This is a genomic window from Methanomicrobiales archaeon, from assembly GCA_030019205.1.
Lineage (GTDB): Archaea > Halobacteriota > Methanomicrobia > Methanomicrobiales > JACTUA01 > JASEFH01.
The window spans coordinates 108,425-120,065 of the sequence record JASEFH010000005.1; the positions used below are offsets into that span (position 1 = coordinate 108,425).

General features: G+C 62.2%; 12 protein-coding genes and 2 pseudogenes. 5 read left to right on the forward strand and 9 right to left on the reverse strand.

What is annotated here, in order from left to right; genetic code table 11:
- Positions 1-379 precede the first annotated feature (379 nt).
- Complete coding sequence (locus QMC96_04710) at positions 380-1,069, forward strand: type 1 glutamine amidotransferase (protein MDI6876058.1); 690 nt, start codon at positions 380-382, stop codon at positions 1,067-1,069.
- 261 nt (positions 1,070-1,330) lie between these two features.
- A complete protein-coding gene (locus QMC96_04715) occupies positions 1,331-1,918 on the forward strand; it encodes a protein-S-isoprenylcysteine O-methyltransferase (protein ID MDI6876059.1) in 588 nt (195 codons plus the stop codon).
- Positions 1,919-2,130: 212 nt separating this feature from the next.
- Here the strand turns inward: QMC96_04715 and QMC96_04720 are convergent, their stop codons facing one another.
- Both QMC96_04720 and QMC96_04725 read right to left on the reverse strand, forming a co-directional pair.
- On the reverse strand, positions 2,131-3,378 hold the full coding sequence (locus QMC96_04720; GenBank protein ID MDI6876060.1) for a radical SAM protein: 1,248 nt from the start codon (positions 3,376-3,378) through the stop codon (positions 2,131-2,133).
- Positions 3,371-4,306 carry a prenyltransferase gene (locus QMC96_04725; GenBank protein ID MDI6876061.1) on the reverse strand — a complete coding sequence of 312 codons (936 nt, stop codon included), beginning with the start codon at positions 4,304-4,306 and terminating at the stop codon, positions 3,371-3,373. The genes QMC96_04720 and QMC96_04725 overlap by 8 nt, the downstream gene beginning before the upstream one ends.
- Here QMC96_04725 and QMC96_04730 point away from each other — a divergent pair.
- From QMC96_04730 to QMC96_04740, 3 genes and pseudogenes are all read left to right on the forward strand, one after another.
- On the forward strand, positions 4,296-4,754 hold the full coding sequence (locus QMC96_04730; protein ID MDI6876062.1) for a hypothetical protein: 459 nt from the start codon (positions 4,296-4,298) through the stop codon (positions 4,752-4,754). The two genes, QMC96_04725 and QMC96_04730, sit on opposite strands and share 11 nt — an antisense overlap.
- Before the next feature lie 806 nt (positions 4,755-5,560).
- Positions 5,561-5,749 (forward strand): hypothetical protein, encoded by a 189-nt coding sequence (locus QMC96_04735; protein MDI6876063.1) that lies wholly within the window; start codon positions 5,561-5,563, stop codon positions 5,747-5,749.
- 408 nt (positions 5,750-6,157) lie between these two features.
- Positions 6,158-6,262 (forward strand): annotated as a pseudogene (locus tag QMC96_04740) (DNA polymerase III subunit beta).
- 700 nt (positions 6,263-6,962) lie between these two features.
- Here QMC96_04740 and QMC96_04745 read toward each other — a convergent pair.
- From QMC96_04745 to cmr5, 7 genes and pseudogenes are all read right to left on the reverse strand, one after another.
- A pseudogene (locus QMC96_04745) lies at positions 6,963-7,199 on the reverse strand (ABC transporter ATP-binding protein).
- A 156-nt stretch (positions 7,200-7,355) separates the two neighbouring features.
- A complete protein-coding gene (locus QMC96_04750) occupies positions 7,356-7,493 on the reverse strand; it encodes a type II toxin-antitoxin system HicA family toxin (protein ID MDI6876064.1) in 138 nt (45 codons plus the stop codon).
- 13 nt (positions 7,494-7,506) lie between these two features.
- The gene (locus QMC96_04755; protein MDI6876065.1) at positions 7,507-7,725 is read right to left on the reverse strand and encodes a type II toxin-antitoxin system HicB family antitoxin; all 219 of its coding nucleotides are present in this window, start codon (positions 7,723-7,725) and stop codon (positions 7,507-7,509) included.
- A 694-nt stretch (positions 7,726-8,419) separates the two neighbouring features.
- Positions 8,420-8,773, reverse strand: coding sequence for a PKD domain-containing protein (locus QMC96_04760; protein ID MDI6876066.1), 354 nt, complete (start codon positions 8,771-8,773; stop codon positions 8,420-8,422).
- 219 nt (positions 8,774-8,992) lie between these two features.
- Positions 8,993-10,189, reverse strand: coding sequence for a DUF1887 family CARF protein (locus QMC96_04765; GenBank protein ID MDI6876067.1), 1,197 nt, complete (start codon positions 10,187-10,189; stop codon positions 8,993-8,995).
- Complete coding sequence (gene cmr6 / locus QMC96_04770; GenBank protein ID MDI6876068.1) at positions 10,186-11,169, reverse strand: type III-B CRISPR module RAMP protein Cmr6; 984 nt, start codon at positions 11,167-11,169, stop codon at positions 10,186-10,188. The genes QMC96_04765 and cmr6 overlap by 4 nt, the downstream gene beginning before the upstream one ends.
- 44 nt (positions 11,170-11,213) lie before the next feature.
- On the reverse strand, positions 11,214-11,639 hold the full coding sequence (gene cmr5, locus QMC96_04775) for a type III-B CRISPR module-associated protein Cmr5 (protein MDI6876069.1): 426 nt from the start codon (positions 11,637-11,639) through the stop codon (positions 11,214-11,216).
- Positions 11,640-11,641 lie beyond the last annotated feature (2 nt).

Here is an 11,641-nt window from a genome sequence, read left to right on the forward strand (position 1 = left end):
CGCGAGCATCCCTATCCATACCTGTAATGTGCACGTGCCCGATAGAGGGTGGATAATCTGGCTCTGTCGAGATCCTGATCGAGGTTGACGGCTTTCTGGCGTTCTCAGGGGAGGGGGCGAGACCCCTCTCACACTTTCGTACGATAGAGAGGCTTCCATCGGTATTCGCAATCCCACACAGGCCTATCGCACTATTCCCCTCCCCCCTCGGGGAGGGGAGGGGGAGGCCCGGAACGGGCCACGGGGAGGGGAGAACCGGATCATCGATAGAATATCTGTGGAACGGGTATAAATGCGCCGGAGGGCTTTTCTTCAGAGCGGATAGTTTGGCTACATTTAAGCCTCGCACGCCTCGTACAAGCTACGGAGTTGTTCTGCCATGCACGTCGCCATCTTCCAGCATGCAGAGAACGAGCCGGGCGGCATCTTCGATGCACTGCTCCAGGAGAAGGGGGTCCCCTTTGAGTACATCCGGCTCTACGAGAGCGGAGAGGTGCCCCCGCTCGACGCCACGCACCTCCTCTTCATGGGCGGCCCGATGAGCGTGAACGACGAGCGGGAGTACCCGTACCTCGCAGAGGAGAAGGCATGCATCCGTAGTGCCATTGCGAAAGGGAGTCCGGTGCTCGGAATCTGCCTCGGGGCCCAGCTCATCGCCTCGGCGCTGGGCGGCCGGGTCTTCGGGTGCAGGGAGGAGATCGGATGGCGCACGGTGAGGAAGGCGAGCGAGGGGGCATTCCCGGGCTTTCCCGGGAAATTCAAGGTATTCCAGCTGCACGGAGAGACGTTCGAGGTGCCGCCCGGCGGCACCCTCCTCTGCAGCGGCGAACAGGTGCAGAACCAGGCGTTCTCCATCGGGAGCGCGATCGGTCTGCAGTTTCACCTGGAACTGACGGAAGCTCTCATCGAGGACTGGGTGCGGGATCTCCCGGGCATCGAGCGGGAGCGCATCATGGCGGATACGGATCTGCATCTTGCCAGGAGCAATCATCTCTGCCGGCTGCTTGCCGGCACGTTTCTGAATGGGCACAGCGGGGCTGGACAGGTGCGCATGCATCCCGGGATTTAAACAGTCAGGATGGCAAAGGAGAGGATTCGGACTTGGGTGTCCCTCGCAGCAGCCGCTGCCATGCACGCAAGGGGACGGTCATGCCGTCCTTCCCGCACTGGCTGGCATGGGCACATACCGAACGCCTTCTGCGCTGGCGCCCGTCCTGCCGGCACCCGGACTCGCCCTCCGAACGGCCGCTTCGAGGACGAGACTCCGTGGAATGCGGTTGCTGCAAGGCTTATACGCGGGAGGCGATATACTGTCTGCCGGAGTTGATGCATGGCTGACCGCGCTCTTCAGGCCGTTTACCTGATCGGCCTGATCGCGGGATCCGCGATCCGGATCTACTACACGCGGCGGGCCAGAAAGAGGCGCATCGCCGTCCGCCGCGAGACCCGGCTGGACAGAGCCCTCCTGAACCTCCCGCTGCTCGGCATGGTCCTCATCCCGCTCCTCTACATCCTCACGCCCTGGCTGGATTTTGCGGATTACTCCCTGCCCGGCTGGAGCGGGGGGACGGGCGCGGCAATCTTTGCCGCCGCCCTGATCCTCCTGTGGAGGTCGCATGCCGATCTCGGGGCCTGCTGGACGCCGGTCCTCCTCCTTGTAGAACACCACAGACTTGTCACCCGGGGTGTCTACCGGTACATCCGCCACCCCATGTACGCCGCCCACTGGCTGTGGGCGATAGCCCAGCCCCTCCTCCTCCAGAACTGGATCGCAGGACCTGCCATGTTCCTGACGTTCCTCCCCCTCTACCTGGTGCGGGTCGGGCGCGAGGAGGAGATGCTGCTCGAGGAGTTCGGCGAGGACTACCGCGTCTACATGCACCACACAGGAAGGCTCCTCCCCCGCCTCTGGAGATAGAGGTCATCTGGCATCCATTGGGGGACTGGAGAACAGGCCGTCCGGGCGTCCCGAGGTCCAAGGTGATGGATCGGGTCATGGCGGAGGGGATCCTGGCGATCGGGAAGGCGTATCGCCTGCCCGCATCTCCTTTTCGAGAAGAGAGAAGGCTGCCGGGGTCGACCCCTCGCCCTGCGATCCCGCTCTCACCCTCTCCGGCAGGGCGGGGATTCTCAGCCCCGGGGCACCCCGCCGCGGATGAAGCAGGAAGGGTCTTCGGCCAGGTAGTCCCCCGTGAGCGCGTGCACTCTCCCGCGGCACCCGCCGCAGAGCGTGCGGTAGCGGCACTCCCCGCAGCGCCCGGAAAGCAGCGTCTCGCGTTCGCGGAGGTCACGGAAGACGGGAGCGTCCGCCCAGATCTCGGGGAACGGGGTCGTGCGCACGTTGCCGCAGCTCGCCTCCAGGAAGGGGCAGGGCCAGACCTCGCCGTCCGGCTTGATGTAGACGAACCCCCGCCCCGCCGAGCAGCCGTGGAAGACCGTCTCGGCGAACCGCAGGGGGAGTCCGCCGCGGATCCCGCCCCGCTCCAGCAGGAAGGGCCAGTACTGGGGGCCGGCGACCGGTTCCAGGATCGCCCCCGAAGACGCCTGCGCCCGGGCCATGCAGCGGATCAGCCGTTCGTTGGCGCCGAGGTCGAGCGCAGCGCTGCGGATCTCCTGCCCCCTTCCCACGGGGACCAGCTGGTACATCAGCAGGATCGCCGCCCCCAGTTCGTCGACGAGCGCCATCAGGCGGTCCATCTGCCCCATGTTGTACTCCATCGCCGTGATGTTGATGTGCAGCAGGATCCCCGCCTCCCGCAGCGCCCGCATGCCCCGCACGGCGGCCTCGAAGGAGCCGGGCACCCCCCGCACGCGGTCGTGGGTCGCCGCGTCGGGCCCGTCCAGGCTCACCGCCGCGATCGCCACGCCGTTCCGCCGCAGGCGGCGGGCGACGGCGTCGTCCACCAGGGTGGCGTTGGTCGCCAGGGTGTTCGCGAACCCGAGGGCCCGGGCATAGGCCAGGAGCTCGAAGAGGTCGGGGCGGAGCAGCGGCTCCCCGCCCGTGAAGGCCATCATGCGGAACTCCGGCACCCCGGCCAGGTCGCGGAGGAGGCGTTTTCCCTCGTCCGTCGTCAGCTCGCCGCCCGCCCGCCTTCCCGCCGAGAGGTGGCAGTGGACGCAGCGGAGGTTGCAGGCGGCGGTCATCTCCCAGACCGGGTGGGAGGGAAACCCGATGCAGCCCATGCCCCGGGAGCCGGCGGCCCCGGGGAGGCACCGCAGCCCGTAACACGCCATCCAGTGCGGCAGCCTCCTCCAGCGGGCGAGCGCGCCCGCCAGCAGCGCGGCTCCCACCTGCCGCAGGATCAGCCCCGGCGGCCACCAGAGGGGCAGCACCTGCCGCCGGGGACGCTCCCCCCACTCCGCCCTCCACTCATCCATGCAGGCCCACCGCCCAGAATCCCAGGATGTAGGCTGCGGTCGTGCCCAGGTTCACCGCGATGGTCCCGGCGCAGAGGCGGTCGAGAGCCGCCCGCTCCTGCCAGCGCCCCCGCAGCACCTGCACGGCCAGGATCAGCGAGAGGAGGAGGACGGGGAGGTGGATGTACAGCGCCTCGCGGGGCGCTCCCTGGCGGATGGAGAGGAGCACCGCCATCACGCCCGACAGACTGACGAGCCCGTAGAGGCGCGACGCCCTCTTCCGCCCCATCCGCACCGCCAGGTTTGCCTTCCCCGCCGCCCGGTCGGCCGGATAGTCCGGGAACTCGTTGAGCAGGATCACGTTGAAGATGGTCAGCCCGATGGGGACCGTCATCCAGCCGACGAACGGCGGCATGGCCCCGCCCTGGAGGTAATATCCGAAGGCCACGGTCAGCCAGCCGTAGCAGAGGGCGATCCAGACCTCCCCCCAGCCCCGCGCGATCCAGCGCAGCGGCGGGGCGGAGTAGAAGAAACCCCCGACGAGACCGAGGATGGCGAAGGGGACGGTCCAGGAGCCGGTGCGGCAGCCGAACGCCAGGATCAGGCTCACCCCCAGGGCGAGCAGCACGCTGGCCAGGGCGGCGGCGAGCGGCGCGCGGCGGGGAAGGAGGCCGCGCTGCACGACCTGGGAGCCCCCGGAGAACGGGCGGGCCCCGTCCCGAGCGGAGAGGGCGTCCTCCGCGACGTCCCAGTACTCGCCGGCGTAGTAGGCGGCGAGCATCACGAGCACGACGGCGAGCGTGCCCATCGCGAACGTGTCGGGGCGGAAGACCCCCGCGATCTCCCGGGCCGCGACCGCCCCGAGCACGTAGGGGAGCACGCCCACCGCGTGGAACGGGGGGCGGGAGAGGGCGAACCAGGCGCGAAGGGTCCGGGCGGTGGCAGACACGGCACACTTCCTGATCGCTCACTGTGCGGTCGATGGTAAAGTTGTTGTGGTTTCGCGGCGAACGGTGCCGGGGATACCTGCCATGGGGTACACCGCCCGCCCGGGACGCGAGCTCGGCAGAGCCTTCGCCGCGTTCTCCCTGCTCGCTGCCAGTATCGTGCTCTTCTGGAGGGACAACGCCATCCTTCTCGCGCTCTCGCTGCTGCTCGGGGCCGCCGCCCTCGCCCTCTGGCACGACCGGTACGACCTCTCCGTATTCGCGATCGTCGCAGTGCTGGGAACGGCGGCCGAACTCGTCTTCGTCTCCGCCGGGGTGTGGCGATATGCCAATCCCAGCCTGTTCGGCATCCCGCTCTGGTTTCCGCCGGCGTTCGGGACCGCGGCGCTCTGCGGCGAGCGGGTGGTGCGGGGCGCGGTGGGGCTCTGGAACCCGGCGAGGGCTTCGTAGCCCGGCAGCGGCGCGACTCTGCAGCTTCTGCAAACCTCCTGCGATGGAGGCGCGGGGATACGCGGACGGCCCCCACCGCGAATCCGGACACGGGGCGCCGGGGCGGGATCGACGGGATACTTCGAGCGGGATATCGCGGCAACGGCGGGTGGGAGTTGCCCGTACTGCGGATGGCGGACGGATAGAATGGCGCAATTTCGACCTGTATACCGAAAATGGGTCAGAATACGGCCCCGATTTCGGAGCCCCGCTGCCGCGATCTCAGGGCCGATCCGGAGCGGGGATGGTCCATCGTCCCATGCTGTTTGAGGGGCTGCAATGCCCTTTTATAGCCCTCGCAATACGTTCGGAAATTCGTCATTTTTTGTATCTGGGCCCGGATCGGCAGAAGAGCCGATGTGAGGGCTGTTTGCAGGGGCCCCCGGGGGTGCCACCAGGACCCTCATCGGGGCATTTTCTTGAGCGGTCCGGGAGGCGGGACAGGACTGGAGATGCCTGCATGGAGAACTGCCGAGCCATCTTCGGGCTCCTTCCGGGATCTCCCGAAAACCCCCGCATCTCTCGGGATCCCCTGCCGGAGAGCGGCGAGCGGATCGAGAGGGCGACCGGTTCTTCCGGTGCGGGGAGAGGAATCGGATACCTATCGTGCGGGGTGGCCTGGCGAGCTCTCCCGGGGATCCGGCGGCATCGCTCGTCGAGAGGCGGAAGACGGGAACAGATAAGGACGATGAACCGCTTCACGGGGGATCGTCCCGAACGGCTCCCGATACGCTTATCCTCCTGCTTCTGGATAGAGAGATCGAGGAATGCGTGTGAAGAACATCGAGATGCGCGTGGACGGGAACATCCTGACGATCACCGTGGACCTGACGAAGGAGTTCGGACCGTCGTCGACGGGAAAGACCATCATCATCGCCTCCACCGAAGGGAACCAGGCAGTGCCGACGCGGGAAGAGATCAAGGTCGGCGTGAACGTCTACAAGAAGAAACCGTAGGGGGAAGAGGCGGGCCCGGCTCCCCCGGCGCAGGACACGTTCAGCATACGCAGCGTGGATGCCCGAAGTCCGTTTAAGGCGCTTTATCGGCCGGCTATTCCCCTGCCGCGATTGCTGTACTCCGAGGGGGAGTCCAGCGACAAGTCGTCCGGGGCATCTCCGCGCCGGATCGAACAGGATCCCCTGACGGGCGGATGCCGGGTACCGGGCGAATCCGCGTACGATCCGATTCTGCCGCCCGGAATCGAGGTGGTCGATGCCCGCGGTGACTTGGAGATGATGGCATCCCGGTCATCCCGGCGGTTCCTGTCCGCCTCATCGATGGGAATGACCTCTCCCGATGGATCGCGGGTGACGCCTGGCAGCTGAACGATAAGGCATTAATACCCCCGTGCCGGCATTCCCGGTATGCATTCGCGGGAGGACGTGCTCGGCATCCTGCGAGGGCTCAAAGGCGAATTGCGCACGCGGTGTCACGGGAGACGGATCGGGATTTTCGGATCCGTCTCCCGCGGAGAACAGAAAGAGACCAGCGACATCGATGTCCTCGTCGAGTTCTCCCGCCCGGTGGGATTCTTCCCTTCATGGAACGGGAAGGCTTCCTCTCCGACCACCCGGGAACCTCCGTCGACCCGGTCACACCCGACACCCTCAATCCCCTCCTGCGCGAGAGTGTGATCCGCGAGGTCTCGTGTGCCTGAACGGTCCGACATCCGGCTGCGACGATATCGCCGAGTCGATCGACCGCATTCTCTCCCGTACGGCGGGCATGACCTGCGAAGAGTTCGTCGCCCAAAGACCCGGGATGCCGTCATCCGGAACCTCAAGATCCTGGGTGAAGCGGCAAAAAATCTTCCGGATGCGTTCAAGGAGCAGTATCCCGATGTGCCCTGGCGGCTGATCAGCCGGATGCGGGCTCGGCTCATCCACCGCTGCTTCGGCGCGAGTCTGGAGATCGCATGGGAGAGCGTACGGGCCGATATTCCTGCCCTCAGGGAACACATTCGTCCAATTCGGGCCCCATGAACCGTTAGCGATGACACCCTAATCCTCGGGATCGTGGTCAGGGAGCCGCTGGCATGCCCCGGGCAGCCCAGACGCCGCACACGGGACATCCCGATGCTGTCGAACAGCAGCCCGTGATCCCCGGCCCGATAGCGATTCAGATTCCAGGGTTATCCCTGTTCACACTCCTGCCCTCCCCATGCAGGGTTCAGCTGGCCGCGCCGTTCACCAGTCGTCCGTCCTTCAGGCGCACCACGCGATCGAAGTAGGCGGTGTGACAGTCCTCGTGCGAGACCATCACGATGGTCTGCTCCCGCTCGCGGTTGATCTTTCGGAGGAGGTCCAGGACCATTCGCGAGTTCTCCGTATCCAGGTTCGCGCAGGGCTCGTCGGCGAAGAGGATGTCGGGAATGTTCACGATCGCCCGCGCGATGGCGAGTCGCTGCCACCCAGCCATGATCGGAACGGCGAGAACTGCTCCGTATGGATAAACTTCGAGGATATCATTCTGCGGGAAGGGCTCAATAAATATCCCCAAAAAAGGATCAGGTTCGCTGTAAAATATCCCTGAACTCTTCCCTGGTTATCCTTGCATCTTTCATTATAGCCCGCAGGATTCCACGTCCCAGCTCTTCATCGCCGTGAACGGGGATGACAGCGAGGCGCCCATATGATTCAGGATGACATGGCTCCCCTTCTGTCGGACAACCACAAACCCCGGCATCTCAAGCGCTTTCATTACTCTCCCCGGTTTAACCGCTCTCGAGCTCAATAACCTGCACCCCGACGAAGCGACCCGGTTCCGGGAGATCGATATCGACATCCAGATAGAGTTCGATCGCCTCGCGGATCCGGATCAGCAGTTCATCAAGGCTTTTTGCCTGTGTATGGCAGCCGGGGAGTGCAGGAACCGCCGCAACGCAAAAATCGTCCTCATCTTTCTCGATGATGACAGTGAACCGATTCGGCATATATGTATCTGCATGCTCTTCCCACGTAATAACCATGGATTACCCCATGCGGAAGCGTTCCCTCATTCCTGACAGTTACTGCACATTCCGCCGCTCTCCGGGGGTATGAACGAATGCGAGCACCACCGAACGGGATTTTTGGGGGGGGTGGTTCGATGCTGCAGTGTACTCGATACGGGTATCCCGTGTCGCCTGGGCGGCAAACCGTACGGCTGCAGGACCGTATGCAACAGACATGGGGAGAAGGGACGTGAAGTCCCGGGGTCGGTCGGGCAGTGCGGGACCGTTGCCCACGTTGCCCACTGTTGGGGTCGGTGGGCAAGCGTCGCGGGCAAGAGACGATGCGGCTGCTGGCGAGCCCAATCCCGATTTTGTGAATGGTGCAACGAGTTCCGGGGGGGTCGGATCGACTCTTGCCCGGATTTCCCGGACCATAAGGGGGGAGAAGAGGAGAATGGTGGTGCTGCAGCGTCTTACGATTCTGAAAATGTGGGCAAGCGTGATCTGAAGTTGGTGATACATGAAGGAATTGCAAAACCTGACATAGAACGGGCTCCGCTCTCTTGCCCGCCGTCTGGGCAAACCATGGGATCCCATGGGCACGTGGGCAAGCGTGGTGCCATTCGGGAGCAGAGGTACATCGCTCAGTAGCGTGAAATAAATTCATCCAGTGTTCAAGATGGCGTTGTCATTCCTATGTTGAGGGTGCCATCACCTCTATCGTGCGGGATGCCGTATCCATTCCGCCTCCGCTCCCGCTGACGGTGAGCATGGTTGTATAGGGTCCATTCGATCCACAAGTATGCCCGGGATGCTGGTCCGGTGAAGCATTGCCATCGCCGAAGTCCCAGGCCCACGAGATCGGGTTGCCCGTGGACGTATCCGTGAACCGGACGGTGAGCGGTGCCGTAATCGGCGATGCCCCCAGGATAGTGCGGAATCCCTGGATGAAACAGGGTCGGAATGGGCGCTCTTGACCGCATGACGAGTTCGGGTTATTCGTCTGCAGCGAGAGCGACGTCCACCACCTGTCCGACGGTCCACGCATCACAATGACTGACCACCACAACAGCCCCCAATCGGGGATCATATACCGCTATCGCCCCCGCCGGAGAACCATGCAGTTTGTGCAGGGCCATCCCGTACCGCCATATGGGGGCGCGCCCTGTGAGGATGACCAGGGCTCCGCGAGGGATCTTCGGTCGGGGAGGCAATGGTTCATCGGGTTTGATAATCTCTCTGACGCCAATATCATAGATGACATGGTTCACGAACCATTGCCTCCGCGGATTCTGAACGTCTCCCGAATGGACCTGTCCAGCTTCTCAGCATCTCTCTGGAGGCAACAGGTCGCCCATTCCATGATCGCGTTCCTGGGCACGATATCACACTTATAGAGTTCGGCTCGTCTCTTGATATGTTTCCTGATTGCAGATTCTGTCTCCAGAATATTGTTTGACGTTGTACAGAGGAAAGTAGATACCCGGATCGCACTCAGTTGGGACTTCGTAGCCTCGATCTTGTAGAGCGTATCATTCCCTTTGGGGTCATGCTCCTGCTCTCCCGTCTTGCACTCGACGATACAGAGCATCTGGTCTCGCATGAACGTCACGTCCCATTCGTTTATGCTATTCGGTGTATCCCCTCCTTCTTTCAAATGCATCCGGAAGTTGAGATCCCAGATGCCCTTCCCTTCGTATGCCTTCAGAAGCTGAAACACGAAGTATTCGAGCCAGCCACCGGTGAGAAACTCCACATCCTTATTCGACAGCTTTCCACCGACTCTCGTTCCCTTCCTCTCCACGTTGGACATCACCTCCATTCTTGTTCGCAGGTCGCCGGGGACATCCAGATCTTTCGAGAGTTGGTCGAGTTCGATAGGTTTTTTATCATTCTTCAACTTCTGCAACGTAGAGAGCACATTCTGTACGGAGGGGTTATGGCAGTTACTGGCCAGGTAAAGTGCCAGATCCCACTTCTCCGGCGTTTCCTTCACACCTCCGTTCGTTATATCGAATCCGTAGCCCTGGAGGAATTCCCTGGCACTCATGCGATGATCCAGAGACAGAGTCGACTCTGACAGGAGATCGAGCGCCATCGTCTGGTCCCATTCGGACACATACCATGCCCTCAAGCCGTGATTCCTCGCAAATTCGTAGGCGCCTATGCTCATCGGCTTGGTGCCCCCGCTGATGTGCACGATCCACTCTTCGTTCGGCTTCGACTGATAGAGCCTTTCGAGACCTTCACGGACCTCCCGGGCATTGTTCTCTCTCTCGATCACTAGTTGTTTGTGCCGTTTCTTATAATCCAGCCCACCGGTCTCTAGAGCATTGAGGAGATAGTCCATATTCTTCTCCTTCGCTTTCGTCGTGACCAGTACGAGCCGGTCCGGCTTGATTGCATGCACCACAAGGAGGTTCGGTACATGCTGCTGACTGATGAGGTTGACAAGGATCTTCATCTCGGCACCCACTCTCTGTATTCCTGAACGACCTTTCTCTGTGTTTTTGTGGGTGGATTGTCCCATATACCGAGGTCTTCATAGATCCGCTTTATCTCTGCATGCACGGCAATCTTCAGCTCATTGTCCCCGATGGCGGTCCAGCTATCGAAGAGGTAGTTCGGACTGTTTTTAACCAGTTCCTCAGGAGTGGTCGCCTGCTTCTGCGAGAGGGATTCCAGCCATTCCCTCCCCTTCGTAGACGGGGTTTTGGGATGGAACCGCCCATATCCTACGGCGGTCTTCGCGCCTGCACCGATATCCTTCAGCGCATGCGTCAAATATTCCGCCATCTTCCGGCAATCATCCCTGCTCTCGCCCCTCGGAAGAAGCCCGAAGAGGAACTCCTGCCCTTCTTTCACTGCCAGGAAGGGGATGGGTACGGGGCTGTGCCAATCTGCAGGAGGTTCATCCCTCGTATAATACTCCCTGTAGTGAGGAGTCATCACCTCCAGCTGCAGTTTCACGCGTCGTGTCGGGAGCGCATCGAGCACGATCACCGAACCCGCATTCCTGCTATCTTTGGGGCCGAAGAGGCGGTCGATCTCATCGCGGCTCATGTTCTGCCATTCTTCCGCCCACGCCCGGATCATCCCCTTGATCGAAGAACCGGGGAGATAGGGAACCCCCAGGGTTGCATGCCAGGCAAATCCGATCCCATCCTGGGATCCCCGCCCGATTCCCGTGATAAAGGGCCCCTTTGTCTGGAAGAGGATCTTCAATCCACCGAAGCATTCGATCAGCTTTTCCCGGCGTTCCTTAGCCTCTTCCAGCAGATCCGCATCTCCTGTTTTGATCTTAGCGAACTGTTCGAACCATTCCTTCCTTTTCTTGGCATTGATCTCCCATTTACCCCATCTCTTGCCCGAGAGATCGCAGTCCCAGATATTGCAGAACTTCTCGAACCTCAGTCCGGTATTCCCTCTCGGATCCGCTATCACGGATGGGTCTCTCTGCGTTTTATATAGGGGAATGGTCACGAGCATCATTCCTCCTTCTTTTTCAGGAACGCCCTGGCAAACTTCTTCAGCCATTCCAGATAGGCCAGGGCCTCTGCCTGAGCGAGGATGTATTGCTCCTGCGTGCCGTTCACGATCCCCTTCATCAGACCCTCCTCACTCCTGTATATCCCGCGTTTCTCAACGATCCACTTCTCGAGCGCAGTATACAGTCGTCGATGCGCCTCCCTGTCTCTTCTCTCCTTTTCGCTTTTCTTATCAGCTCCAGCCTTTTCGGCGGTTGCAAACTCGGCGGCTGCAAGCTCGGCGGCGAGTGCCTGGCCCAATCCGTTCACGAGGATGGAAGCAGGCAATCGCTCCACGTAGCTCCGGAAATGCCCTGTGTCCGACTTCCGGATCTCGTTGACCACCTCCCATGCATGCTTTGCCCTCTCCTGCTCCAGAGTTCGCATGC